Genomic DNA, 26,210 nt, shown 5'->3' with positions numbered 1-26,210 from the left:
CAGAGGTTGTGTGCCTGCCGTTTAACTCTGCGTTACAAGGAGCAATTTCAAAAAACAGCATCTCATGTTTGATGAATATTGTGACTCGTGATTCGGAGTTGGCAGGAGAACACCGTTTATTTGGGAAAAGGGGTTATGACAAAATTTTGTTATAATCCTTTTTTTGTGTCTTAAAAAAGAGAGAAAGTGGTTGAAATTACATTTATCGTATATAAAACAATCCGTGTATAGATGCTGCATTTTGTTCACCACCATCAAAAAAATAAGGGACTGTGACAATACTATTGTCACAATCCCTTATTACTGTGTATTCTATTAAATCAATCATCTTTCTCATCTGATTCTTTAGTTGCTTGATTCGCTCTTGCATAAGCTGAAGCGGTGTTCCAGTAATCTGTATAGTTTTCATCGGTACCGCCAACGCCAAATTTAAAGGCGCTTTTCTTCGGTCCATTTTTCGCCCATAGCGATTCAACTGTTTTTCCTGGTGTTTGGATGGATTTTTTATTGACAGTAACTTTTCCAGGTGTTTGACCAGTAAATCCAGATACTTTTTTCTTCATCACATCAGATGATAATTCGAATTTCTCATCAGTGCCAAAAATGTCAGGTTTTGCTTGGTAAGCTTGATTGATCAGATTGGCAAGATAATTAGCCGAACGTATCCTTGCTTTGCTGTCCATTCCAGTATTGTCATCGTGCCCTGCCCAGCTACTGATGGTAATAGACGGAGTAGAGACAATTAGCCATGAATCTCGGTATTCATTGGTAGAACCAGTTTTTCCGACCCAATCTGCTTTTCCTAGATTTCCGTTTAAGCTTGAGATGGCATCTTTGAATGGTGTAGTGATTTTTGCATTGATCACACTACGCATCATGTCATTCATGATCGATGCCGTTGCTTCCGAATAGATCCGGACAGAGTTGCTTTCGTGTTTATAAATTACATTTCCTGCGTTATCTGTGATGGAATCGATGATATAGCCTTCTTCATAGACGCCGCCGTTTGCTAAAGCCTGAAATCCGTTGGTCTGTTGAAGCGTCGTGACATCTACTGTACCTAAAGGAGCAGATTCAACGCCCCAATTGTCATTTGCCGGGTAGTTCATCTTTGCCAAGTAGTGCTCGTAAGCATATTGTTTCGATCCACCGGAATTCAACACATCTTGATATAAGTGATAAGCCGGGATATTGTTGGACCATTCTAGTGACTCACGGACGGTTTGGAAGGTGTTCGATCCTTCGTTAGTAGCATTGACGATTTTCTCGCCAGCATTTTCTCCTTCTTGCCAAGTTGTTGCATAATCTGATACACGGGATTCTGATCCGATAAGCCCCATGTCGATTGCAGGTCCATAAACAAGAACTGGTTTGATTGATGAGCCAGCTTGACGTTCTGTATCGAAGGCATGGTTATTTTGATTCTGACTGTAATTCCGTCCGCCAACGAATCCGTAGATGCGGCCAGTTCTGTTATCCATCAATACATTTCCGGTTTCTACTTGACTGCCAGCACCATCATCTAACATGTATCCATAATTTTCAACGCCATTTTGCAATGCAGCATAGACATCTTTATCGATTGTCGAATGGATTGTATATCCTTTATTTTGGATCGTTTGCTGTGCCTTTTGATAATAAGCGTCACTGACCGATGAATCAGACATATCAGCGTTGTCTTTTTCAGCCAATTGTTGTGCAATGATTCTTGTTGCTTCATTCATCACAGTATAATACAAGAATTCTCTGTCAGTCTGTTCTGCGATTTGTTGTGGTAGAAAGTCTTTTGTAAGGTCATAGGCTTTTGCTTCTTCGTATTGTTCTTTCGTAATTTGGCCTTCACGATACATACTGAATAAAACAAAATCTTTTCTGGCAAGGCCGGCAGAAAGATCTTCTTTTAGCGCGCCTGTGTTCGTGTATGGACTATACGTGATCGGGCTTTGGGGTAATCCAGCGATATAAGCAGCTTGCGGCAGCGTCACATCTTTTGCATCTACACCAAAGATTCCTTTTGCAGCTTCCTGGACTCCAGCAATGTTTTGTCCCTTATTATTACGACCAAATGGTGAGACATTCAAATACGTAGCAATGATCTCATCTTTTGAAAAGTATTTTTCTACTTGTGCAGAAAGAATGATCTCGTTTGCTTTACGTTTGAATGTTGTTTCATCTGTAAGGATCTGCTGTTTGACTAATTGCTGTGTCAAAGTTGATCCACCAGAAGAGCCAATACCAGTAGCTTCAGATACTAATGCTCGTAAAACAGCTTTAGGAACGTAACCTTGGTGTTTATCGAAGTATTCATCCTCTGTGCTGATAATTGCAGTTTTCAATAAAGGTGAAATCTTATCAGATGAAATAGTCGTGCGCATCAGATCTGTCTGGATTTTTGATATCTCTGTATTATCTGCATAAACAATCTTTGACGTTTCTGTAATGTTTCCTAGTTCTGTCTGCAGTGCTTTTTTAGTCGGCAATTGTGTGTCTTCGACGAGATAGGCAAAATAGCCAGCGCCTATTCCAATACCTAGAGCTGCGAACATCAAAAGAAGAACAGTAATAAAAACAGTCAATGATTGAAAAACTCTAAAAATAATCTTAGGAACAAACCATTTTTCTTTTTTTCTTCTATTCTGTTTTTTTCGAGTATTTTTGCGTGGCAAAAGGGTCACCTCAACTAATGGTTTTATTTCGCTAATTATAGCAAATAATAGAACAAAAAAACAGACAAGGCTGTTTTTGGCAGGAATTTCTTTTTTAAAAGAGTTAAAACGTGAGAAAATGATCTTTATTATAAAAGAGTTCTTAAGCTTTTCTTTAGAGAAAATTTCAGTTACTATGGAGAACAGGGCAAAGAAAAATCAATCATTTTCTTTGTATATCATCTTACCAATATATAGGAATTGTTAGTAACAATTGCCTTTCAAGGAGGAATCCATCCATGTTATTAGGCTCACACGTCAGCATGAGCGGAAAGAAAATGCTGTTAGGAGCAGCAGAAGAAGCAGCCAGTTATGGATCTTCGACTTTTATGATCTATACAGGCGCCCCTCAAAACACTAGAAGAAAAGCCATCGAAGAGATGAATATTGATGCCGGAAAAGCGTACATGGCAGAAAAAGGTCTAACAAATATCGTCGTTCATGCCCCTTATATCATTAATTTGGGGAATACGATCAAACCAGAAATGTTTCCTTTTGCCGTCCAATTTCTGAGAGAAGAGATTGTTCGTGCGGAAGCTTTAGGCGCTACTCAAATTACACTTCACCCAGGTGCTCATGTAGGGGCAGGAACAGAAGCCGGAATTGCTAGAATTATTGAAGGCTTGAATGAAGTTTTGACAAAAGAACAGACGGCACAAATCGCTTTGGAGACAATGGCAGGTAAAGGTACGGAAATCGGTCGAACATTTGAGGAATTAGCGCAAATCATCGATGGAGTAAAATTGAATGAAAAATTATCCGTTACTTTTGACACCTGTCATACGAATGATGCCGGTTATAATATTAAAGAAGACTTTTCAGGTGTAATGGAAGAGTTTGATAAGATCATCGGGTTAGATCGGCTTAAAGTACTCCATATCAATGATTCTAAAAATCCGCAAGGTTCGCATAAAGACCGGCACGCCAATATTGGTTTTGGAACAATCGGATTCGACACGCTGAATAAGATCGTCCATGATCCAATGTTTGACAATATTTCGAAAATCTTGGAAACTCCCTATGTAGGCAAAGATAAAAAGAAAGCTTACGCACCATATGGAAAAGAAATCGCCATGTTCAAAGCGCAAACATTCGATCCAGAAGTGTTTCCTGAGTTATTAGCAGAAGAAGTGATACTCTAAGATTTTCTATCTGACAGCAGCAAAAAAGGACCAGGCACATTGCCTTGTCCTTTTTTGTTTAAGAAACAAAGGAGTACTTTTTGCAGTCTTTTTCATCATGCATCTTCTCCCCCCTCTTTTTAAATTTAGACAAACAAGGTATACTGGTAGAAAAGTAAAAAAACGAAAAGTTTCACAAGCAAGTGGCAAAACGTGATTGGAAGGACGAAAAGATGCTGAACACTTTAAAACCCTTGATCAACCAACTAAAAAAGAAACATACATACTTTATTCTTGGCATAGCCCTATTATTTACAATTATTCGTTTGTATTTATATAGTAAAGCAATCTATGGAACAGACATGTCGGCAACCTATGATGACCAGCTGCTGATTCGCTATGCTCAAAATATTTTGGACGGTAAATGGCTAGGGGAGTATACGACTACAACACTTTCCAAAGGAATCTCCTACAGCTTATTTTTAGTACTTGCACATAAACTGCATCTTTCTTATGCAGTTTTGTTCGGCATGTTCAGTATTTTTGCCAGTATATTGGTTGCACTCGCGTTTAAACCGATTGTGAAGAACAAGTATCTTCTTTTAAGTATCTATTTTTATTTTTTGTTTTCTCCGATTAGTTTTACACATGAATATTCCACTCGAACATATCGTAATGCCCTCGTGATTCCGGCTGTTGAGATCATTATCGCTTGTTTATTAGCTATTTATTACCGCAAATACGGTTCTAGCAGAAAATTGCTGCCATGGTTTTTAGGGCTTTCTGTCGCTTTTCCTTTCTTTTGGTTCATTCGCGAAGATTCTATCTGGCTTCTTCCTTTTACTGTAGTAGCTTTGGGTATCAGTTTCGTCCAGATCTTGCTAGGGCAAGACTTTTCTTTCAAAGAAGTAAAGAAGTTAAAAAAACGACTCTTTCTTCTCTCGAAACGGGAATGGCTGAAACTTTCATTGTTTTTACTTCCTATAGTTGGCTTTTCCATCGTCTATCAATGGATCGAATATAAAAATGAGACAACATACGGTATTGCAACCATCAATGACCGTTCCAGTGGAGAATTTGGACGTTTGATGAAACAACTGATCCGAATAGATGATGAAACGAACTTGAATAAAGAAAACAGTGAGATATGGGTCTCACATGCTGCACTAAATAAAGCATTAGCCGCATCTCCTACATTCCATACTGTTTCTACCCGTATTGACGAATTATATACGACTCACGCGTGGACTCAAGGTGGAAAAGTAAAAGAATTACCCGGAGATATCATCTTTTGGGCATTGCGAGATGTGGTAAGCGAATCTGGTTATTACCAAAACAATGCAAAAGAAACCAATGATTTTTGGAAAAAAGTCAACCAAGAATTAGAAGAAGCCTATCACAAGGGAACAATCAAAAAGAAAAAAGAGTTCTATCTGATGGGATCAGGAGATGGAAAGACGATGAGTGATCTGCCAATCGTATTCGATTTCCTTCAATCAGGATACGCTTATGCATGGCGATATAAAGATTTCCATCAAGGAGGAAATTATAGTTTCGGAACGCAAGAACAAGTCAAACAGGCTCAAGAATTATTAAACCTTCCGCTAATGGAGAATTGGATCGATAGTAATGAACCGAGAACACCTAATTTCCAATTAACAAAATCAGCAAAAGTCGCGAATGTCATCATAAAAATTTACCAAGTTCTGGCTATTCCCGTGCTGATTGCTTCAATAGCAGGGATATTACTTATGATACTAGGAACCGTATTTGCAAAAGCTGATCGTGCCTATTATAGTTCCTCTTTGATTGTGGTCACCGGATTAATACTGACACAATTGGTTTTTCTTTTCGGTGTCTCATGGTTTTGTTCTTATGCGCCAGAAAAAAAGGACTATTTTTTAAGTGTCTACACTGGTGCAGGCGTGCCATTAACGCAATTCATCGTAGTAACAAGCATGCTAGTTTTCAGTAAATTAAATCTGAAAAAAGCTTTATCTTCTAAATAAAAAGACCCTTGGTAGCTAGATTTTTAACCTAACTATCAAGGGTCTTTGTGTGGAAAAATCAGTTTTTATTCGATTTCTTCTACCGTTTCCTGCAAAAGCTGTTCATATTTTTTGTTTCCTTTATATAAATCACCAATCGTCCATGCCAACAGGAGAAGGACAAGAACAATGATTACATAAGCGATGTGATCAGCCAATGCTAGTTGAGCGGAAGTGGCTTGCTCGCCGAAGAAACTTTCGATCTGTCCTGGTAATCCTCGTAAGTTCAAGTAAGTTAGACTAATCACAGAGAACCAGCCAAGAAGTTTTACGATGAATGAATTTTTAAATCGGCTACCCATCTCCGCTTGGCTGTTGGTCATCATCAGTAAAGGAATCATCGAAAACGGCAACGCAAAAGCCAAGAACACCTGGGATTCATTCATTAAGTTATTCAAAGCGGCATGTTCTTCGATCGTTCCTTTTGTACTTGTAAACAAAACACAAATCAATACAGGAATCACAGAAAGCAATCGTGTGACCAGTCTTCTTAGCCAAATCGGGATACGCATATGGATGAATCCTTCCATGATGACTTGACCGGTCAACGTACCAGTAATAGTAGAGTTCTGGCCAGAAGCAAGAAGTGCTACAGCAAATAAAGTGGACAAGATACCAGATTTTGCTACAGCAATCAAAATACCATTGCTCATAGCTGATGGATCAGATAAAGCTTCATACAGACCAAAAAAGGAAGGATCTTGGACAGAACCGGTTTTGAAGACAGCGACACCCATGATCAATAGCAGTGCATTGACTAGAAAAGCCATTGACAACTGGATATTAGAATCCCAAGTAGAAAAACGTACAGCTTGTGCTACATCTTCTTCGTTTTGGTGATCGATCTTCCGAGTTTGTGAAACTGCTGAATGAAGATATAAGTTATGCGGCATGACTGTTGCACCAATAATCCCTAAAGCTCCAGTCAGCGGAGTTTCGCCGCCGATGACCGGTGAGTCTGAGAATGTATGACTGTTAGGGATAAAGCCAGCAAATAAACTGTGCCAATCTGGGTTAGACAAGCCAACTTGATAGACAAAAACGAATAAAATGACGAAAATTAAGCAGACAACCAGTGCTTCGATCTTACGAAACCCGACTTTTGTCAGTAGTAAGAGAACGAAAACATCTAATACAGTAATAAAGACGGCAATCACCAATGGAATATCAAAAAGTAAGTAGAGGGCGATTGCTGCACCAATGACTTCTGCAATATCTGTTGCCATAATGGCTAATTCAGTCAAGATCCATAAAATGACACCTAATGTCTTACTTGTGCGTGCTCGGATTGCCTGTGCCAAATCCATTTGGCTCACGATTCCTAATTTTGCTGCCATATACTGTAAAAGCATAGCAATCAGACTAGACATCAAAATAACTGACATCAATAAATATTGGAAATTTTGTCCTCCGGTGATCGAAGTAGACCAGTTACCCGGGTCCATATACCCAACTGCTACTAACGCACCAGGTCCAGAGTAAGCAAGAAGTGTTTTAAAAAAACTTTTCCCCTTTGGTACATCAACTGTTCCATTTACTTCAGCTAAAGATAAACCATTTGTATGTTCAATAAGTCGATGCTTATGAAATTGTTTATTGGATTGATTATTCAAGAAAAAACCACCTTTCCTATTTATCTACGATTACATTCTACACCTCAAAAAGAAAAAATTAAAGAAAAAGATTCGGTACGCCTAATTTTTTTTCATGGCGCGTCTTGCTAGATGACGAAAGAAATTTTGTTCTCCTCTAAAAAAACCACTATTTTTTGCATGAAACTAAAGAATACGCCTTTCTTTTTTCAATAAACTTTAGTAAAATAAGTCATTGAGAGCAATTCGGAAATAGAAAGGAGAGATTTATATGTTATCAACAGGTATTGTCGTACTTATTGCTATTATTGCTTTGCTAATCGGCGCAGTAGGTGGCTTTTTCCTAGCGCGTAAATATATGAAAGACTATTTAGAAAAAAATCCTCCCGTTAATGAGGACATGTTGCGATCAATGATGATGTCAATGGGGCAAAAACCATCTGAGAAGAAAATTCGCCAGATGATGCAGCAAATGAAGAACCAAGGGAAAAAATAGGTTCTGACCCAACGACTTTTTACGGGCTGATTTTTTCAGTCCGTTTTTTATTTCGTAATTTGTTAGACTATTCAGATTATTCAGCAAAAAAGACAAGCACAGACAATCCTAGGCTCTTGATAAAGACAAAGGAGGAGTAAAATGTCGATTTTTAGAAAATTAGGCTGGTTTTTTCGTCAGGAAAAGAAACATTATTTAATTGGGGTTTTCTCGCTATTCGCAGTGGCCTTGGTACAGTTAGTTCCTCCAAAAGTGATTGGGATCATCATTGATGAGATCGCCGATAAAAATTTATCAATAAAGATCATTTTCGGGTGGATCTTCCTATTGATTATCGCTGCTTTTTTACAATATCTTTTTCGTTATATCTGGCGGACGAATATTTGGGGAAGTGCAGCTCGATTGGAGAAAGAACTTCGGCAGCAGTTATTCAAACATTTTACAGAAATGGACAATCTCTTTTACCAAAAATATCGGACTGGGGATTTGATGGCTCACGCAACGAATGATTTGAATGCGATCCAGAATGTAGCAGGAGCTGGTATCTTGACCTTTGCAGATTCAGTGATTACGGGCGGAACAACGATCATTGCGATGATTTTGTTTATTGATTGGCGCTTAACACTGATTGCGCTGATTCCTCTGCCTTTGCTGGCCGTCACTTCACGAGTGCTGGGGTCAAAACTCCATGATGCTTTTCGTGATTCGCAAGAAGCTTTTTCTAGTATCAATGATAAGACACAAGAAAGTATCACTGGGATCAAAGTCATTAAAACATTTGGACAAGAAAAAGAAGATCTAGCGGATTTTGAAGAAAAGATTGAAGATGCAATTATTAAAAACAAACGAGTCAATTTTTTAGACTCCTTATTTGATCCATTCATTACCTTGATTATCGGTCTGTCTTATGTTGCAACAATTATTTTAGGTGGAAAGTATGTCTTGGAAGGCACGATCTCGATCGGGCAGATGGTCTCATTTATTAGTTATATCGGTATGCTTGTTTGGCCGATGTTTGCGATTGGTCGATTGTTCAACGTATTGGAAAGAGGAAATGCTTCTTATGATCGCGTCAATGAACTTTTGCATGAAAAGACGCATATCGTGGAACAACTGGGTGCAGTGCAGACCCCGGCAAAAGGCGAGCTGAATGTAGCTATTTCCTCTTTTAATTATCCGAAAGAAGAATCACCAGCATTAGAACAAATCAAGTTTGCGATCCAAGAAGGAGAAACATTAGGTATTGTTGGGAAAACTGGTGCGGGAAAAACGACGATCATCAAATTACTGATGCGTGAATACGATGATTATCAAGGGAAAATCCAATTTGGCGGACGTTCGATCAAAGAATATTCATTGAATGCTTTATTAGGATCAATCGGCTATGTGCCTCAGGACCACTTCTTGTTTTCGATGACCATTCGAGATAATATCCGTTTTTCTAATCCAAAACTTTCAGAAGAAGAAGTAGAGCATGCGGCTTCTTTAGCATTTATCAACAATGAAATCAAGGAATTACCAAAAGGTTATGATACCTTAGTTGGAGAACGTGGAGTCTCTTTATCTGGCGGACAGAAACAAAGGATTTCGATTGCTCGAGCATTGATCAAAAATCCTGAATTATTAATGTTAGATGATGCACTTTCTGCAGTAGATGCCAAAACAGAAGAAGCTATCTTGCATAATTTAAAAGAAATAAGAAAAGAGAAAACAACTATCATTGCAGCTCACCGTTTAAGTAGCGTAATGCATGCAAAAGAAATCATTGTTGTCGATCAAGGGAAAATCATTGAACGAGGAACCCATCATGAGCTGCTTGCACTAGGCGGCTGGTATGAACAAATGTGGGAGAAACAGCAATTAGAAGCGAAGATAGAAGGAGGCGAGGCCTGATGGATGAAAATTATCAATCGGAATGGACAAAATCGATTCCACTTAAAGAACAGAAAAAGATCATCACACGACTGATGAAGTTCGCCAAACCTTTTAGAAGAACGTTCATCGTTGCTATCTTATTTGCGTTTGCTCTGTCTGTGATCAATGTCCTATTGCCAAGGATCATCCAAACTTTTATGGATGATCATCTGGCTAAACAGTCGGCTACGACACAAGTTATTTTGTTTTTTGCTGGTATGTACTTATTTGGAGTCATAGTAAAAAGTATCATTTGGTTTTTCCAATGGTATTTGTATTCCATGGCTTCATTGAAGACCTATCAGTATATTAGGGTAAAATTATTTGAAAAGCTGCATACACTAGGTATGCGTTATTTTGATCAGACACCGGCAGGTTCAACCGTTTCTCGAGTGACGAGTGACACAGAAACGCTATTTGAATTTTGGTACGTCTTTTTGATGGTATTGACTGGGATCTTTGCAGTCGTTTCTTCATTCATTGCCATGTTTCAAATCAATGGAGAAATTGCCTTGTGGACTTTGGTGTTCTTGCCAATTTTAGGAATCGTCATCTGGTATTACCAGAAATTTAGTTCTCGTATTTACCGGAATATGCGAGAAAAATTAAGTCAGCTGAATACGAAATTGAATGAATCGATTTCCGGCATGCGTATTATCCAGCAGTTTCGCCAAGAAGCTCGTTTAGCTAAAGAATTTGAACAAGTGAACAATGAGTATTTAGACACGCGTTATGCGATGATGAAAACGAATTCGATTCTATTAAGTCCGATCATCAATTTTCTATATGCACTGGCGATTGCGTTGGTGTTGACTTTGTTTGGGATCGATGCGTTGCATTCTCCCATAGAAGTTGGACTGATCTATGCATTTACGACCTATGTCCAGGGATTTTTTAATCCAATGTCTCAAATGATGGACTTTTTGAGCATCTTCACAGATGGGATGGTTGCTGGTAGTCGTATCTTGAAGATTATGGATACAGAAGAATATGCACCACAACAAAACCCTGGAGCAGATCAAATGATTACTTCAGGTAAGATTGAGTTTCGCAATGTAAGCTTTTCTTATGATGGAGAGCACAATGTATTAAACAATATCTCTTTTGTTGCTAATCCGGGAGAGACCGTTGCATTAGTGGGACACACCGGAAGTGGGAAAAGCTCGATCATCAATGTGTTGATGCGGTTTTACGAATTTTATGAAGGTCAGATATTGATTGATGATCATGACATTCGAGAATATCCAATGGAAGAGTTACGTAAGAAAATGGGGCTGGTCTTGCAAGATGCTTTCTTGTTTTATGGGGATATCGCAGGAAATATTCGGATGATGAATCCAGCTATCACAGACGAACAGATACGCCATGCGGCTGAGTTTGTTCAAGCAAACAAATTCATCGATGAATTACCAAAAGGATATCACTCAAAAGTGATCGAACATGGTGCCAGCTATTCTAGTGGACAACGACAGCTGATCACTTTTGCGCGAACAATCGTGACTGATCCTAAAATTCTAGTATTGGATGAAGCAACAGCAAATATCGATACTGAAACAGAAGGATTGATCCAAGAAGGATTGGCGAAAATGCGACAAGGACGGACAACGATTGCGATTGCCCATCGGCTGTCAACGATTCGAGATGCAGAATTGATTTTAGTTTTAGACAAAGGTCATATAGTAGAACACGGGAATCATGAAACACTTCTAGCGCAAAATGGTTTGTATGCAGATATGTACAAACTGCAAAGCAGTGGTATATAAAAGATGTTGTGACAGTAGCATTTTGACCTAAGCACTAGAGTGAAAATAAAACATAGCTTCCCATATTTTTCATCTGTGAGAGTTAGTGTCGTAGTTACCAGATTTAAAAAAGACGACGCCAGCTAGTCAGAAGTGCCTAGTAGCCCCTAAGAAAGCGTTGACAAAATCGTTTGCTTTCGATAATACAAAGAAAACGATACAACTTGGATAGTGATTGCCTAATGCAAGCTAAACCTGATGAGTCTCCCATGGTTTCATGGACGGCTTTTTGGGTTTTTCTTTTTGTTTTGGATACAGCCCTATATATCATGGAAAGGAGCAAAACATGCTGATTGAGAAAGTACTGAATAACAACGTCGTAATAACCAGGGATGAAAGAAATCAGGAAATGATCGTGATGGGAAAAGGTTTGGCATTCAAAAAGAAAGTGGGTGACCCGATTTTTGACTCATGCATCGACAAAAAATTTCAGTTGACAAATGACGGACTTTCACAACAGTTCCAAGAATTGGCACAAGCGATTCCTCTTGAGTACTTAGAAATTTCTTGTGAAATCATTGAATATACAAAAGAGGATCTACAAGTCCATTTGAATGATTCTGTGTATATTGCATTGACGGATCATTTGTATACAGCTATCGAACGTCAAAAAATGGGGATCTTTGTGCCAAATGTATTGCTGTATGATATCAAACAACTGTTTCCTAAAGAGTATGCCATTGGGAAAAAAACAGTGAAGAAAATCTCGGATAAATACCACATCAAGTTATCAGAAGACAAAGCCGGATTTATCGCATTGCATTTAGTTAATGCACAAGGCATTCAAAGCCAGCAAGACAATACCTACCTGTTTACCACAACAATACAGGATATTTTAAATATCGTCCGCTGTTACTATAAGATTACTTTTGATGAAGATTCAGTCCATTTTTTTCGATTTGTCACACACCTACGTTTTTTTCTGACACGTGTTCTAGATGGAGCGAAATCAGAAGATGGAGAAGTTTCTGAGGAATTGTTCCAAGTTATTCAAAAAAAATATAAGGATACGTTTGGTTGCGTTGAGAAAATAGCAGACTTTTTAACCGGGGCTTTCGACTACCAGATGTCCACGGATGAAAAAATGTATTTAACGATCCATACTGCGCGTTTAGTGCATGAGAATCGTTGTAAATAAATAAAAAGGAGGACAAATTAACACGAACGTATGAAATAAGGGTAGTGACATTCAGTTGGCTAAACCTTCCACTAATTAATTGGAGGGAACAGAAATGGGAAAATACCAAGAATTAGCGAGCAAAATTGTAGAAAATGTCGGCGGGAAGGAAAATATCAATGGTTTGACACATTGTATCACAAGGCTTCGTTTCAAATTAAAAAACGAAGAAAAAGCAAATGATGAGATCTTGAAAAATATGGACGGTATTGTGACGGTAATGCGAGCGGGAGGACAGTACCAAGTTGTCATCGGGAATCATGTGCGAGTCGTGTTTGAAGAGGTTATAAAAGCAGGAAACCTTACTTTTGATGAGGCTGTTTCAACAGAAAAAATGAGACCGTTTGATATGCTTATTGATGGAATATCGGGATGTTTCCAGCCATTCCTTGCTATCCTGGCTGCTGGTGGGATGATTCGTGGACTGACAGCATTACTTGTCTTCTTAGGCGCGTTTGATCGCGGTTCTGGAACATTTGTTATGTTCGACAATATCGGTGATTCTGTATTCCAATTTATGCCTGTTATTATCGGTTTAACAGTTGCCCGTAAATTTAAAGTAAATGAATTCGTAGGGATGTTGCTTGGCGCAGCATTAATGAATCCTAACTTGTCGCTGGAAGTTTTGAGTGGTGCAGCAGAAGCACCACTGACGACCATATTTTCTGGTACTATTTTTGAAGCACCTATTTATCAAACAGTATTTGGCATTCCCTGGATTGCGCGTAACTACGCTTCTTCTGTCATTCCCATTATCTTTATTGTGTTGTTAGCTAGCCAAATTCAGAAGCCAATTAAAAAGTTAGTACCTGAGATGATCGCGAATTTCTTCGTTCCATTCTTCACCGTTCTTATTACAATGCCCTTAGGTTTTTTACTCGTTGGACCAGCATTCACATTCGCAACTGATATTTTAATGGCTGGATTTGAAACACTTTTAGCACTTTCGCCAGTTAATTATGGAGCAATCGTAGGCTTCTTCTGGCAAATTCTGGTGATGTTTGGTCTCCATTGGGCAATCGTACCAATGGGATTGATGCAATTTTCTGTGAATGGCTGGCAAAATATCATGACACCTGTTGCAGTAGTGTCTTTTGGACAAACTGCAGCACTTACTGCACTCTACTTTAAGCTTAGAAACCCAAAAGACAAAGCAATCGCAATGCCAGCCATTGTTTCTGGTATTGTGGGGATTACAGAGCCAGCTATTTATGGGTTTACATTGCCACGTAAAAAAATATTTATTTTTACCTGTGTCGGTGGTGCGTTAGGGGGCGCGTATAGTGGGTTAATGAATTTAACTTCTTGGAATCAAGGTGGACTAGGCATCTTTACGATTCCCAACTATATTAGACCAGATGGTGATTTAACAGATGTGATTAATGTATTAATTGGGATCGCCATTGCGATGGTGGTATCCTTTGCGCTGACTTTTTTCTTTTGGAAGGATGAAGCAGGTGAAACAGATGATATACAGAAAAGATCGGGTAAAGAAATTGTAAAAACACCGATACAAGGACAAATCGCTCCACTAAATGCAGCGAAGGATGCAGCTTTTGCTCAAGGAACATTAGGTCGAGGGATCCTGATCTACCCTGAAAAAGGAGAAGTACGTGCCCCTTTTGACGGAACAGTTATGACCCTGTTCCCGACGAAACATGCAATCGGAATGGTTTCTGAAACAGGGCTGGAATTGCTGATTCATGTCGGATTGGATACTGTGCAGTTGGAAGGGAAATATTTTGAAAGCTTAGTGCAGCAAGGAGAAAGAGTGAAACAAGGCGACCTGTTGCTACGCTTCGACAAAAAGAAAATCGAAAAGGAAGGATACAGTTTAGAAACACCTGTGATCGTCACCAATTATACGGATTATTTGGATATTTTGGAAAACCAAGGGGAGACGGTCGGGCCAGACGATGCACTTATCACCGCACTGACCTGAACGGTTAGGTGAAGAATGGACTAGGCTTAACTATTCTTTTTATTCCACTTCTTTATTTTCAAAATTGAAAGGCTCTTTCATGATGGCTGAGCTGATAGGGCGTTTATCGAATTTTTGACCGACAGAAATTAGATGGACTAAATTCTGCTGATAATTTTCTGCAAAAACACAACTATATAACACGTCTAGAAGATAACAAATTGATGTATTGATCGTAAAATTACCAATTTTTGAATACAGTCGCTCGCGTGTCGTAAGTCGCAAAGCGGCTGTACTCATTGCAGATAGCGTTGAATCACCGATACTGGTCAAAGCTAAAATTGGAACATCATTTTGTTTCAATATTTCTGCGGTACGAAGGATCACATTGTTTTCACCTGTATAAGAAATCAGAATCCCGCACATATCGCTCGTGCAATTGTACGCTTCATAGAATGATTCACCAAAAGTGGTGACAATTGTGACATCCATTTTGATGCGCTTCATTTTCAGCATGAAATCTTGAGAAATCAAAGTATTCGAGTTACTGGCGAAGATCACGATTTTTTTTGCCTGGAGCAGTAAATACTTAGCTTTTTGCAGTTGGTCATGATGAATGAGAGAAAGTGTATCTTGAATCGTCATCTGTTCTAAAGAAGCCATTTTATTTGCGATCGTCATAATACCGTCTGTGGTGGAAAAAGGAAGATTCGCATCTACGTCTTGAAAATTCCCTTCAAGATAGGCTGTTTCAGCTAAAAAAGCATTACGAAAACTGACCCAGCCATCAAACCCCATTTTTTTTGCTACACGGATGAGTGTGGACGGGTGGACATAACATCGCTCAGCGATCTCTTGGATGGTCATTTCGCCAAGTGCTGGAGAATCGCTTAAGAGAAACTGGATCACTTCATTTTCTGAAGGAGAAAAGGAGATTTCTTTGATTTTTTCACGTAATAACATGTAGATACCTTCTTCTTATTTTTTTACGTAAATTATAACTTTTTTGAAAATGATTTGTAAACGGATTTATACTATATAACTTAAAATAGACATTTTTTGACAAGATATTTACAAAAATCCACTAGAAAACAGTAACTTTTGTAAATGTTACTGGAAAGAAACGGATTTCTATTGTTTGTTTTGTTTACAAAAAAGATAATTAAAGTGTAAAAAAGTAAAGGAGTGAGAACATGGCAAAAGGAATCAAAATCGCTACGATTGGTGGAGGCAGCAGTTACACCCCCGAGTTGATGGAAGGATTTATCAAAAGATATGAGGAATTACCGATACGAGAAATCTGGCTCGTAGATGTAGAAGAAGGAAAAGAAAAGCTTGATATCGTTAGTCAGATGTCTCAGCGTATGTGGGATGCTTCTCCGTATGAAGTCAAGATCTATGCAACTCTGGATCGGGAAGAAGCATTGAAAGATGCGGATTTTGTTACGACTCAGTTTCGTGTCGGTCAATTAGATGCACGAATCAAAGACGAGCGGATCCCTAGTTATTACGGGATGATCGGACAAGAAACAAATGGTGCTGGCGGGATATTCAAAGCTTTTCGTACCGTGCCAGTGGTCTTGGCAATCGTTGAAGACATGAAGCGTTTATGTCCAAATGCTTGGCTGATCAATTTCGCGAACCCAAGTGGGATGGTGACAGAAGCAGTTATCAGATATGGTAAATGGGATAAAGTGATTGGATTATGCAATGTGCCAGTAATGGCGATGATGACAGAACCAGCAATGCTTGGCAAGAAAAAAGAAGAGCTGATCTACAAGTTTGCCGGTCTAAATCATTTCCATTGGCACAAAGTAGCAGATAATAAAGGAAATGACCGCACGGCAGAATTGATTGATCGTTTATACGATGAAGACAATGGATTGCCGAAAAATATCTTTGATATCCCGTTTTTCAAAGAACAATTAAAACAAATGAACATGATCCCTTGTGGCTACCACCGCTATTACTATCGTGAAGAAGAAATGCTGGAACATGCTTTAGAAGAATATCAAACGATTGGTACAAGAGCGCAGCAAGTGAAAGAAACAGAAGCAGAGCTGTTTGAATTATACAAAGATCCAGAATTAGACCATAAACCTGAACAATTGCAAAAACGAGGTGGCGCTTATTATTCAGACGCTGCCTGTGAAACGATTACTTCAATCTATGGAAATAAAGAAACACAGATCGTTGTATCTACAAAGAATGATGGAGCTGTTCCTGACCTGTCGGCAGATTGTGTTGTAGAAGTCACTGCCTATGTTGGCGCACAAGGAGCGAGAAATGTAGCGTTTGGTTCTCTTCCTGCTGCTGAAAGAGGCTGGTTGCAGGTAATGAAGAATATGGAATTGCTGACGATCGAAGCAGCTGTGACTGGTGATTATGGGACAGCCTTACAGGCGTTTACGATCAATCCACTTATACGATCAGGAAAGACAGCAAAACGGATCATGGATGAGTTGTTTATTGCACACCAGCAGTATTTACCGCAATTCAAGGAAACAATCGGCCGATTAAAAGAAGAAGGAATCGAAGTTCAAGATGAACTGGCAAGAGAATTATCAAGTAATACACATATAATGGAGGAAGTATAATGGGATTCAGAAAAGATTTTTTATGGGGCGGTGCTACAGCAGCCAATCAATGTGAGGGCGGTTATGATGAAGGTGGACGCGGACTAGCAAACGTAGATGTTGTGCCAATCGGAAAAGACCGTTTTCCTGTTATCACCGGAAAGAAAAAAATGTTTGAATTTGATGAGGACCATTTTTATCCAGCAAAAATTGCAATCGATATGTATCATCGTTATAAAGAAGATATTGCTTTGTTTGCAGAAATGGGGTTCAAGACTTATCGAATGTCCATCGCCTGGAGTCGTATTTTTCCAATGGGGGATGAGAAAGAGCCGAATGAAGCTGGCTTGAAATTTTATGAGGATGTCTTTAAAGAATGCCAAAAGCACGGAATTGAGCCACTTGTGACGATTACGCATTTTGATTGTCCAATGCATTTGATCAAAGAATATGGTGCGTGGCGTTCCAGAGAACTCGTTGGTTTTTATGAAAATCTGTGTCGAGTCATCTTCAATCGCTATAAAGGACTTGTCAAATATTGGCTGACATTCAATGAGATCAATATGATCCTTCATGCACCATTCATGGGCGCAGGGCTGTATTTTGAAAAAGGAGAAAATGAAGAACAAATCAAATATCAAGCGGCACATCATGAGTTGGTTGCAAGTGCCATCGCAACGAAGATTGCTCATGAAGTAGATCCGGAGAACAAAGTAGGCTGTATGCTGGCAGCAGGAGCATATTATCCATACACTTGCAATCCTGAAGATGTTTGGGATTCTAGAAAATCAGATCGAGAAAATTATTTCTTCATTGATGTTCAGTCACGAGGAGAATACCCAGCTTATGCATTGAAAGAAATGGAACGAAATGGCATTCAGATCGAAATGGAACCAGGGGATGCCGCATTGCTGAAAGAACATACTGTTGATTTTATCTCCTTTTCTTATTATTCTTCCCGAGTTTCGACTACCGACAACGAACTCTTGGAACAGACTGCAGGAAATATCTTTGCTTCTGTCAAAAATCCATATCTGCAAGCAAGTGAATGGGGGTGGCAAATTGATCCATTAGGCTTGAGAATAACGATGAATGATATTTATGATCGTTATCAAAAACCATTATTTATTGTAGAAAACGGCTTAGGTGCAGTCGATACGCCAGATGAAAATGGTTATGTGGAAGATGATTACCGAATCGATTACCTGGCAGCGCATATCCAGGCGATGAAGGATGCAGTAGAACTAGACGGAGTCGATCTATTAGGCTATACGACTTGGGGATGTATTGATTTAGTATCAGCTGGTACCGGTGAGATGAAGAAAAGGTACGGATTCATTTATGTCGATCGTGATAACCAAGGAAATGGCACATTAGCCCGTTCAAAGAAAAAATCATTCAACTGGTATAAAAAAGTAATTGATTCAAATGGAGAAAATCTTTCGAACGATTGATCAATGATTTATAAAAGTCTATTGTTTTTCAGCGGATTTTTCGAGTATAATAAAGCTATTCGAGAAACGCAAGCAGAACAATAGACTTTTTTTCGCATTGGCTGTAAAGTATGCTTACTTGATTAAGTAAAGGAGAATCTACATATGTATGATGTAATCGTTATTGGCGCAGGTCCTGCTGGGATGACTGCTGCTTTATATGCTTCACGTTCAAACTTATCCGTATTGATGATCGAACAAGGTGCCCCTGGCGGCCAAATGAACAATACGGCAGAAATCGAAAATTATCCTGGATTCGATTCGATCATGGGCCCCGATCTAGCTTATAAGATGTATGAAAGTGTCTCAAGATTTGGGACAGAAAATGCTTATGGAATCGTTCAAGATATCAAGGATCACGGCAGCCATAAAGAAGTCATCTGTGAAGATAAAAGTTACGAAGGAAAAACAGTCATTATCGCAACAGGCTGTATCCACCGTAAATTAGGCGTACCTGGCGAGGAAGAATTTGCTGGACGAGGCGTTTCTTACTGTGCAGTCTGCGATGGTGCGTTTTTCCGTAACAAACGTCTAGTAGTCATCGGGGGTGGGGACTCAGCAGTAGAAGAAGCCATCTATTTGACACAATTTGCTTCTGAAGTAGTGATCGTCCACCGTAGAGATGAATTACGTGCACAAAAGATCATCCAAGACCGTGCATTTGCAAATGAAAAAATTTCCTTTATGTGGGATACAGTCGTTGACGAAATCGTTGGAAACGAAATGGTAGTGACAGGTGTGAAAGCACGTAATGTCAAAACCGGCAATGAATTTGATTTAGCAGCAGACGGAGTATTCATCTATGTTGGACTGGATCCATTAACTGCACCTTTTAGAGAAGCAGGTTTGACGAACGAAGCTGGCTGGATTCCAACAGACAACGAAATGAAAACGAATATGCCAGGCGTTTTTGCCATCGGAGATGTTCGTGAAAAAGATTTGCGACAAATCACTACAGCTGTTGGTGACGGCGGTATTGCTGGACAACAAGTGTATAAATACTTGGAGTCTTTAGAAGAAACAACAGCATAAGTTTAAAAAGAGTGAAAGAACGGTTTTAATTGTTCTTTTACTCTTTTTTTTTCGCGTGAAATCCACTGAATCCGATTTATGTGAATACTTGCAATCATGCTTGATAAAAGAATCCTTTCTTGATTTAAGCGTTTTTTGGTCCTCATACTTTCATATCTAATAAGTGAATGCTATACTTATTAAGAACCATATTTCAGAAAGAGGTGTTATTTTCATGTCTTGGGAACAAGTGTATGAACAATGGGTACATGAAGAAAATTTAGAAGAAAACTTAAAAAAACAATTAAATGATCTGGGTGAAGATCCTGAAAAACTTGAAGATGCTTTTTATGCACCGTTGGAATTCGGTACTGCAGGCATGCGGGGAATCTTAGGACCTGGGATCAATCGAATGAACATCTATACGGTAAGACAAGCAACAGAAGGACTAGCACGTTTCATGGATACACAAGGTGAAGAAACAAAACGCCGAGGTGTCGCTATCGCTTATGACTCACGCCATCAGTCACCAGAATTTGCAATGGAAGCAGCCAAAACACTGGCACATCACAATATCCCGTCTTATGTATTCGAAAGTCTGCGTCCAACACCAGAGCTTTCTTTTGCAGTTCGTCATTTGAAGACGTTTGCGGGAATCATGGTAACCGCATCTCACAACCCAGCGGCTTACAATGGATATAAAGTCTACGGAGAAGATGGCGGACAAATGCCTCCTGCAGACGCAGATGCATTGACGAAATATGTCCGTGAAGTCAGCAATCCGCTAAAAGTCGAAGTATTATCTGACGAAGAAGCTAAACATAGCGGGTTGATCACGATCATCGGAGAAGAAGTGGACGCTGCTTATCTAGAAGAAATCAAAGCAGTGACGATTGATCGTGAATTGGTTGAAACAATGGGGAAAGATTTGAAACTTGTGTACACGCCACTTCATGGAACAGGGAAAATGTTGGGCGAACGCGCGTTGAAACAAGCTGGATTCGAACAATTCGTACTAGTTCCCGAACAAGCTGTGGCAGATCCAGATTTCACTACGGTCAAATCGCCAAATCCAGAAGAACATTCAGCTTTTGAATATGCTATACGACTTGGAGAAAAAGAAGGAGCTGACTTGCTGATTGCAACAGATCCTGATGCAGACCGTTTAGGCGCAGCGGTTCGTTTGCCAGATGGTTCTTATGAAGTATTGACTGGGAACCAAATCGGAGCATTGTTTGCTCAATATATTTTGGAAGCACATCAATCAAGAGGCACTTTACCAGAAAACGCAGCGGTATTGAAATCAATCGTTTCCAGCGAATTGCCTACAGCAATTGCGGAACACTACGGTGCTACCATGTTCAATGTGTTGACAGGGTTTAAATTCATTGCTGAAAAAATCCAACAATTCGAAGAAAACCATTCACATACTTTTATGTTTGGATTCGAAGAAAGTTATGGTTATTTAGTTAAACCTTTTGTTCGCGATAAAGACGCGATCCAAGCATTGCTTTTATTAGCAGAAGTAGCAGCTTACTATAAAAAACAAGGCAAAACGTTGTATGACGGCTTGCAAACGATTTTTGAAACCTATGGCTATTTCGCAGAAAAAACGATTTCTGTGACAATGAGCGGACAAGAAGGTTCTGCGAAAATCTCTGCTTTGATGGAAAAATTCCGTAAAGAAGCACCGACAGAATTTGCCGGAGCAAAAGTTATTCAAACAGAAGACTTTAAAGAATTGACGAGAACAGACCGTGAAGGAAACGTAGAAAAACTCACAACACCGCCATCCGACGTATTGAAATATACATTGGAAGAAAATGGCTGGATTGCTATCCGCCCTTCAGGAACTGAGCCGAAAATCAAGTTTTATATTGGTGTAAAAGGAAGCTCTACAGAAGACGCAGCCAAAAAAGTAGCCTCTTATGAAGCGATTATCAAAAAGATGACAGAAGAATAAAAAACTTGAGACTGATGGAAAAAGTGGTAAACTTTAGAAGTCAGTCTTTTTTCAAGTTGGAGGTGAATGGATTGCCAGACACGCAAAAATCAAAAGTAGAGAAAGTCAGTCAATTATTCAAAATGTTGAGTGATCCCACTCGTCTTAAAATTCTGCTATATCTGAAAGACGGGGAACAAAATGTGACAGCAATCACCCAAGCAGTGGAAATGGAGCAGTCTGCTGTATCGCATCAACTACGTTTATTAAGAGAAAATCATGTCGTCAAGTCTCATCGCGAGGGAAAAGCGATTTTGTATAGTCTTGATGATTCTCATGTACTGGATATTTTGAACCAGACACTCAAACATGTGGAACATCAATAACGATAGGTGCAAATAGATAAACACTGGAGTGTGACAACGAAATTTCTTCGTTGTCACACTCCAGTGTTTTTTAAGAAAAAGACAAAAATGATCAATCGCTTTTTTCTGTTGTTTCAGTTCCATAATAACTATGATCTTCTAGGTCTAAAGCATTCAAAATAAGCGAAGCCGTTTCTTCAATAGATAAAGATGCTACATTGATCACTACACATCCTAGTTTTTCATAAAGATCATTCGCAAAATCGAGTTCAGCTCTAATTTTTTCGATATCGGAATAAGCAGTATCAGGGTTTAATCCGTAAGAGCGCATCCGTTCTTTACGGATATTATTTAAAATATCTGGGTTATTCGTTAGTCCCACGATTTTTTTAGGATCGATCTCCCAAAGCTGTTTGGGAATATGTGCTTGTGGGATCAAAGGTAAATTGGCAACTTTTAAATTTTTGTTAGCTAAAAACAAGCTCAAAGGCGTTTTGGAAGTTCGGGATACGCCTAGCAAAACGACATCTGCTTCTAAAAAACCACGAGGATCTTTCCCATCATCGTATTTTACAGCAAATTCCATTGCTTTGATCCGTTTGAAATAGTTCTCATTCAATAAATGGAGGGCACCAGGTTGCCGAATTGGCTTGATACCAGTTAAACGTTCAATTTCTGATATCGGTGGCGTCATCACATCAAAACTAAATAATTGATGTTCTTCACAAAAAGAACGTGTTATCTCGATCAGTTCTTGATTGATTAATGTATGCAGGACAAGTGCTTTTTCTTCTAATGCATCTTGCAATGCCTGCCTTAATGTTTTTTCATCTGTCACGAACGTTCTGCGGAATAGGTTGAACTCAACGGTAGGATACTGAGCCATAGTAGCTTGCGCTAGTTTTGTCGCAGTTTCTCCAGCAGAGTCGGAGATGACAAAAAAAGTAACGATTTCTGTAGAATCGGAAGTCATGGATAAAACCTCACTTGCATTTTTTTTATGTTTATTATACCATACTCTAGAATGCGTACTTCGTAATCATTTTGATTTGGAGGAATAAGTCATGAAAAAACAGACATTGATCGAACAATCATTAGAAACATTGAAAAATAACGGTTTTAAATATACTAAAAAAAGAGAAGCATTGTTAACTTATTTAGTGAAGCGTAACCGCTACGTATCTGCTAAAGAAGTTTTTGACTATATGAATCAGGAATTCAAAGGGGTAAGTTATGATACGATTTACCGGAATCTCCATGATTTTGCAGAGATCGATTTACTGGAAGAAACCGATTTAAATGGAGAAATGAAGTTTCGTTTTCATTGCTGTCAGGGGGAAATCGGCCATCACCATCATTTTATCTGTACAGTGTGCGGAACAACGAAAGAAATCCATATGTGTCCGATGAATTATTTCGAAGAACAGCTAGGTGGATGCACGATCGAAGGGCATAGATTCGAGATTTTCGGAAGATGTGAAAATTGTCAATAAGGATTTAAATAAAATAACATTTGATAATTTAAAAAAAAAGCAAGATTTCCTTGACGGTCAAAACAGCATTAGATATAATATTTACAGGACAGTCTTGTTTTTTGAGATATATTTCAATAACAATTACGGTTACTTTTTAAGCTCGGAGGGAGGGAATTAACATGTCAAAAACAGTCGTTCGCAAAAACGAATCACTTGACGATGCTCTTCGTCGCTTCAAACGTTCCGTGTCAAAAGCGGGTACTTTACAAGAATCTCGTAAACGTGAATTCTACGAAAAACCAAGTGTAAGACGCAAGAAAAAATCTGAAGCAGCTAGAAAACGCAAAAAATTCTAGTTCTGTGATGAATTGGAGTTGGTAGTGTGTCACTACTAAGTAGATTAAACGATGACATGAAAGCAGCGATGAAAGCGAAAGATAAGGAATCTTTACAAGTCATCCGAATGATCAAGTCATCTATACAAAACGAGCAGATTAAAGAAGGTCACGACTTGACAGAAGAAGAAGAACTAACGGTGTTGTCTCGTGAAATGAAACAGCGACGTGATTCTTTGCATGAGTTTGAAGAAGCAGGACGTGACGATTTAGCTGAAAAAGTAAAAAGTGAAATTGTAATAGTCGAAAAATATATGCCGGAACAACTTTCCGACGAAGAAATTCGACAACTTGTTCAAGAAGCAATCACTCAAACTGGTGCTTCATCAATGAAAGAATTTGGCAAAGTTATGGGTGCAATTATGCCTAAAGTCAAAGGAAAAGCAGATGGAAACCAAGTGAATGCGATTGTGAAAGAACTATTACAATCTTAATTTTATCATTTAAACTGCGGACAGTGATTATCCGCAGTTTTTTGTGTTCGTAAAAAAAGAACTAAAAAACAGCTAGAAGAAAGAATCTTATTCTTTCTTCTAGCTGTTTTTTTCCTGTTTAATATCTCTTATGTTAAATTGTGTTTGATTTGGTTATTCTTCTGGTAACTCACTTGCTTCTTGTTTATATCCTGATACGCGATATACATAATAAAAGAGCAAGCTGCCAGCGTAACCAAGCAACGTTGGGACGACCCAGCCAAGACCTAATGCAGCAAAAGGAACATAATGATGATAAAATCCTAGTAAGCTTGCTACGACAGTTTGCTGACTCACTAATGCAGGCGAATTTGCCAACATATCCAATACGGCTGGAACGGCAGAAAAGAACATCGTTACTTGATAGACAAATGGACTCTTTTGGAAGAATTTTGCTGTTAAGGAAAGTAAGATTAACGCAAGTGACAATGGATACAAAAGCATCAATACTGGTAAAGACCATTGGATGATATTATCCAATCCGGCATTCGCAACGACAAAAGAGACAAAAGTCGTTAACCGCAGCCATGTCATATAACTGACTTTAGGGAACAGTTTATGGAAATCTTGTGCAAAAGAAACAACGAGTCCCATAGCAGTAGTGAAGACACCTAATGTGACCATTACCCCTAAGAAGCTAGCACCGAAGTTACCTAAATAAAAATTAGTGATCTGAGAAAGTGCAGTTCCGCCATTTTCTGATAAAGACATCTTATTCAAACTCATCGCACCGAGAAGGACCAGACCAAAATAAATCATGACTTCTAACGCAACGCTCAGGCTACCAGCTTTTGCTGTTAATTCTGTGACTTTTTTATCTTTAAAACCAAGATCACGAACTGCATGGACAAAAGTGACACTTAAAGCAAGTAAAGCTACTGCATCAACCGTGTTGTATCCTTCTAAAACGCCATTTGTCAAAGCGTTCGTCTGATAAGAATCTGCAGCAGATTGGTTTAGATTCCCCATGGGTTGGAATAAAGAAACGACAAAAATGATAGCTAATAATGCAAGAAACAAGGAGTTTAAATACTTTCCGACATATTTGACCAAACGTGTTGGATGTACAGTAAGGAAATAAGCAAGTAAAAAGAAAAGAGCAGAGAATAAAAACATACCTAATGAATCATATTTTTCAGGCAAAAAGGGTTTAGCAGCCATTTCAAAAGCAGTTGCTGCTGTCCGCGGTGTACCAAAGAATGGTCCGATCGTTAAATGAACAAGGATCAAGAACAAGGCAGCATACCATTTTCCGACAGGTTTAGCTAAGTCATACAGACCATCACTTTTTGTCACTACTACAGCTAAGATAGCTAATAATGGGAAAAGAGCGCCTGAGATGGCAAATCCTACACCAGCGCTGATCCAGTTTGATCCAGCCATTTGACCTAAGTGTACAGGAAAGATCAGATTACCTGACCCGAAGAACATCCCGAAGATAAGTGAACTGACCATCAATAATTGCTTCCATGAATAAGTTTTTGTTTCTTCCATAAATTTTTCCTCCAATAATTATCATTTTGAGTAACAAAATAAACGTTGCAGAAACTAGAAATACCACTAATATCAGATTCCATGAAAACCACCACCTTAAAATATAAAAAAAGCCCTTTTCCACTTGGGAAAAGGGCTCTAGATTCTAGAACGGTACCACCTTTTTTCGCTTAAAAAAGCTTCTTCATTCACGGACGCTTTTCGATAAAG

At 38.9% G+C, this 26,210-nt stretch carries 20 protein-coding genes; 15 read left to right on the top strand and 5 right to left on the bottom strand.

The annotated features are described in order from the left end of the window. Positions 1-320: 320 nt before the first annotated feature. Positions 321-2,666, bottom strand: a complete 2,346-nt coding sequence (locus tag ACIFUW_RS09895) for a transglycosylase domain-containing protein (RefSeq protein ID WP_002296135.1) — start codon at positions 2,664-2,666, stop codon at positions 321-323. A 278-nt stretch (positions 2,667-2,944) separates the two neighbouring features. Here ACIFUW_RS09895 and ACIFUW_RS09890 point away from each other — a divergent pair, with 278 nt between their 5' ends. Continuing rightward, a complete protein-coding gene (locus ACIFUW_RS09890; RefSeq protein WP_002296136.1) occupies positions 2,945-3,847 on the top strand; it encodes a deoxyribonuclease IV in 903 nt (300 codons plus the stop codon). A gap of 212 nt (positions 3,848-4,059) precedes the next feature. Then, positions 4,060-5,835 (top strand): hypothetical protein, encoded by a 1,776-nt coding sequence (locus tag ACIFUW_RS09885; protein ID WP_002294959.1) that lies wholly within the window; start codon positions 4,060-4,062, stop codon positions 5,833-5,835. A 65-nt stretch (positions 5,836-5,900) separates the two neighbouring features. Here the strand turns inward: ACIFUW_RS09885 and ACIFUW_RS09880 are convergent, their stop codons facing one another. After that, a complete protein-coding gene (locus ACIFUW_RS09880) occupies positions 5,901-7,487 on the bottom strand; it encodes an Nramp family divalent metal transporter (RefSeq protein ID WP_002296138.1) in 1,587 nt (528 codons plus the stop codon). Positions 7,488-7,737: 250 nt separating this feature from the next. Between ACIFUW_RS09880 and ACIFUW_RS09875 the strand changes: the two genes are divergently transcribed. From ACIFUW_RS09875 to ACIFUW_RS09855, 5 genes are all read left to right on the top strand, one after another. Continuing rightward, a complete protein-coding gene (locus ACIFUW_RS09875; RefSeq protein WP_002294955.1) occupies positions 7,738-7,962 on the top strand; it encodes a YneF family protein in 225 nt (74 codons plus the stop codon). Positions 7,963-8,103: 141 nt separating this feature from the next. Then, positions 8,104-9,855: an ABC transporter ATP-binding protein gene (locus tag ACIFUW_RS09870; protein WP_002330055.1), complete on the top strand. Its 1,752-nt coding sequence runs from the start codon at positions 8,104-8,106 to the stop codon at positions 9,853-9,855. Next, positions 9,855-11,639, top strand: coding sequence for an ABC transporter ATP-binding protein (locus ACIFUW_RS09865; RefSeq protein WP_010724733.1), 1,785 nt, complete (start codon positions 9,855-9,857; stop codon positions 11,637-11,639). The genes ACIFUW_RS09870 and ACIFUW_RS09865 overlap by 1 nt, the downstream gene beginning before the upstream one ends. A 325-nt stretch (positions 11,640-11,964) precedes the next feature. Continuing rightward, entirely contained in the window at positions 11,965-12,816 is an 852-nt protein-coding gene (gene licT, locus ACIFUW_RS09860) for a BglG family transcription antiterminator LicT (RefSeq protein WP_085811441.1), read from the top strand. 94 nt (positions 12,817-12,910) lie between these two features. Further along, the gene (locus ACIFUW_RS09855; protein WP_010724735.1) at positions 12,911-14,797 is read left to right on the top strand and encodes a beta-glucoside-specific PTS transporter subunit IIABC; all 1,887 of its coding nucleotides are present in this window, start codon (positions 12,911-12,913) and stop codon (positions 14,795-14,797) included. Positions 14,798-14,836: 39 nt separating this feature from the next. On the opposite strand, the gene ACIFUW_RS09850 is transcribed toward ACIFUW_RS09855, so the two are convergent. Continuing rightward, positions 14,837-15,739 carry a MurR/RpiR family transcriptional regulator gene (locus tag ACIFUW_RS09850; protein ID WP_085811442.1) on the bottom strand — a complete coding sequence of 301 codons (903 nt, stop codon included), beginning with the start codon at positions 15,737-15,739 and terminating at the stop codon, positions 14,837-14,839. Positions 15,740-15,969: 230 nt separating this feature from the next. Here ACIFUW_RS09850 and ACIFUW_RS09845 point away from each other — a divergent pair, with 230 nt between their 5' ends. From ACIFUW_RS09845 to ACIFUW_RS09825, 5 genes are all read left to right on the top strand, one after another. After that, the gene (locus ACIFUW_RS09845; RefSeq protein WP_085811443.1) at positions 15,970-17,373 is read left to right on the top strand and encodes a 6-phospho-beta-glucosidase; all 1,404 of its coding nucleotides are present in this window, start codon (positions 15,970-15,972) and stop codon (positions 17,371-17,373) included. Beyond that, the gene (locus ACIFUW_RS09840; RefSeq protein WP_002333726.1) at positions 17,373-18,806 is read left to right on the top strand and encodes a 6-phospho-beta-glucosidase; all 1,434 of its coding nucleotides are present in this window, start codon (positions 17,373-17,375) and stop codon (positions 18,804-18,806) included. Before ACIFUW_RS09845 ends, ACIFUW_RS09840 begins: the two co-directional genes overlap by 1 nt. A gap of 144 nt (positions 18,807-18,950) precedes the next feature. Then, positions 18,951-19,877 carry a thioredoxin-disulfide reductase gene (gene trxB / locus ACIFUW_RS09835; RefSeq protein WP_002296150.1) on the top strand — a complete coding sequence of 309 codons (927 nt, stop codon included), beginning with the start codon at positions 18,951-18,953 and terminating at the stop codon, positions 19,875-19,877. Between the two features lie 214 nt (positions 19,878-20,091). After that, positions 20,092-21,819, top strand: a complete 1,728-nt coding sequence (locus tag ACIFUW_RS09830; RefSeq protein WP_085811444.1) for a phospho-sugar mutase — start codon at positions 20,092-20,094, stop codon at positions 21,817-21,819. A 14-nt stretch (positions 21,820-21,833) separates the two neighbouring features. Further along, positions 21,834-22,184 (top strand): ArsR/SmtB family transcription factor, encoded by a 351-nt coding sequence (locus tag ACIFUW_RS09825; RefSeq protein WP_002321425.1) that lies wholly within the window; start codon positions 21,834-21,836, stop codon positions 22,182-22,184. 91 nt (positions 22,185-22,275) lie between these two features. On the opposite strand, the gene ACIFUW_RS09820 is transcribed toward ACIFUW_RS09825, so the two are convergent. Then, entirely contained in the window at positions 22,276-23,136 is an 861-nt protein-coding gene (locus ACIFUW_RS09820; RefSeq protein WP_002330063.1) for a pyruvate, water dikinase regulatory protein, read from the bottom strand. A 91-nt stretch (positions 23,137-23,227) separates the two neighbouring features. Here ACIFUW_RS09820 and ACIFUW_RS09815 point away from each other — a divergent pair, with 91 nt between their 5' ends. From ACIFUW_RS09815 to ACIFUW_RS09805, 3 genes are all read left to right on the top strand, one after another. Then, complete coding sequence (locus ACIFUW_RS09815) at positions 23,228-23,656, top strand: Fur family transcriptional regulator (RefSeq protein WP_002287322.1); 429 nt, start codon at positions 23,228-23,230, stop codon at positions 23,654-23,656. A gap of 161 nt (positions 23,657-23,817) precedes the next feature. Beyond that, a complete protein-coding gene (gene rpsU / locus ACIFUW_RS09810; RefSeq protein WP_002287321.1) occupies positions 23,818-23,994 on the top strand; it encodes a 30S ribosomal protein S21 in 177 nt (58 codons plus the stop codon). 26 nt (positions 23,995-24,020) lie between these two features. Then, entirely contained in the window at positions 24,021-24,467 is a 447-nt protein-coding gene (locus ACIFUW_RS09805) for a GatB/YqeY domain-containing protein (protein ID WP_002287318.1), read from the top strand. Positions 24,468-24,620: 153 nt separating this feature from the next. Here ACIFUW_RS09805 and brnQ read toward each other — a convergent pair whose 3' ends face one another. Beyond that, positions 24,621-26,000 carry a branched-chain amino acid transport system II carrier protein gene (gene brnQ / locus ACIFUW_RS09800; RefSeq protein WP_002288744.1) on the bottom strand — a complete coding sequence of 460 codons (1,380 nt, stop codon included), beginning with the start codon at positions 25,998-26,000 and terminating at the stop codon, positions 24,621-24,623. Positions 26,001-26,210: the final 210 nt, after the last annotated feature.

It is taken from the genome of Enterococcus sp. PLH-Efm8 (assembly GCF_053011625.1).
The sequence above is the reverse complement of the archived record's forward strand: the minus strand, read 5'-3'. Positions and strand labels throughout refer to the sequence as shown.

What these genes read in the sequence shown, in the direction of transcription:
- ACIFUW_RS09890 (WP_002296136.1), top strand. Translation starts at nt 2,945, where the DNA reads ATGTTATTAGGCTCACACGTCAGCATGAGCGGAAAGAAAATGCTGTTA.
- ACIFUW_RS09885 (WP_002294959.1), top strand. Translation starts at nt 4,060, where the DNA reads ATGCTGAACACTTTAAAACCCTTGATCAACCAACTAAAAAAGAAACAT.
- ACIFUW_RS09875 (WP_002294955.1), top strand. Translation starts at nt 7,738, where the DNA reads ATGTTATCAACAGGTATTGTCGTACTTATTGCTATTATTGCTTTGCTA.
- ACIFUW_RS09870 (WP_002330055.1), top strand. Translation starts at nt 8,104, where the DNA reads ATGTCGATTTTTAGAAAATTAGGCTGGTTTTTTCGTCAGGAAAAGAAA.
- ACIFUW_RS09865 (WP_010724733.1), top strand. Translation starts at nt 9,855, where the DNA reads ATGGATGAAAATTATCAATCGGAATGGACAAAATCGATTCCACTTAAA.
- licT (WP_085811441.1), top strand. Translation starts at nt 11,965, where the DNA reads ATGCTGATTGAGAAAGTACTGAATAACAACGTCGTAATAACCAGGGAT.
- ACIFUW_RS09855 (WP_010724735.1), top strand. Translation starts at nt 12,911, where the DNA reads ATGGGAAAATACCAAGAATTAGCGAGCAAAATTGTAGAAAATGTCGGC.
- ACIFUW_RS09850 (WP_085811442.1), bottom strand. Translation starts at nt 15,739, where the DNA reads ATGTTATTACGTGAAAAAATCAAAGAAATCTCCTTTTCTCCTTCAGAA.
- ACIFUW_RS09845 (WP_085811443.1), top strand. Translation starts at nt 15,970, where the DNA reads ATGGCAAAAGGAATCAAAATCGCTACGATTGGTGGAGGCAGCAGTTAC.
- ACIFUW_RS09840 (WP_002333726.1), top strand. Translation starts at nt 17,373, where the DNA reads ATGGGATTCAGAAAAGATTTTTTATGGGGCGGTGCTACAGCAGCCAAT.
- trxB (WP_002296150.1), top strand. Translation starts at nt 18,951, where the DNA reads ATGTATGATGTAATCGTTATTGGCGCAGGTCCTGCTGGGATGACTGCT.
- ACIFUW_RS09830 (WP_085811444.1), top strand. Translation starts at nt 20,092, where the DNA reads ATGTCTTGGGAACAAGTGTATGAACAATGGGTACATGAAGAAAATTTA.
- ACIFUW_RS09825 (WP_002321425.1), top strand. Translation starts at nt 21,834, where the DNA reads ATGGAAAAAGTGGTAAACTTTAGAAGTCAGTCTTTTTTCAAGTTGGAG.
- ACIFUW_RS09820 (WP_002330063.1), bottom strand. Translation starts at nt 23,136, where the DNA reads ATGACTTCCGATTCTACAGAAATCGTTACTTTTTTTGTCATCTCCGAC.
- ACIFUW_RS09815 (WP_002287322.1), top strand. Translation starts at nt 23,228, where the DNA reads ATGAAAAAACAGACATTGATCGAACAATCATTAGAAACATTGAAAAAT.
- rpsU (WP_002287321.1), top strand. Translation starts at nt 23,818, where the DNA reads ATGTCAAAAACAGTCGTTCGCAAAAACGAATCACTTGACGATGCTCTT.
- brnQ (WP_002288744.1), bottom strand. Translation starts at nt 26,000, where the DNA reads ATGGAAGAAACAAAAACTTATTCATGGAAGCAATTATTGATGGTCAGT.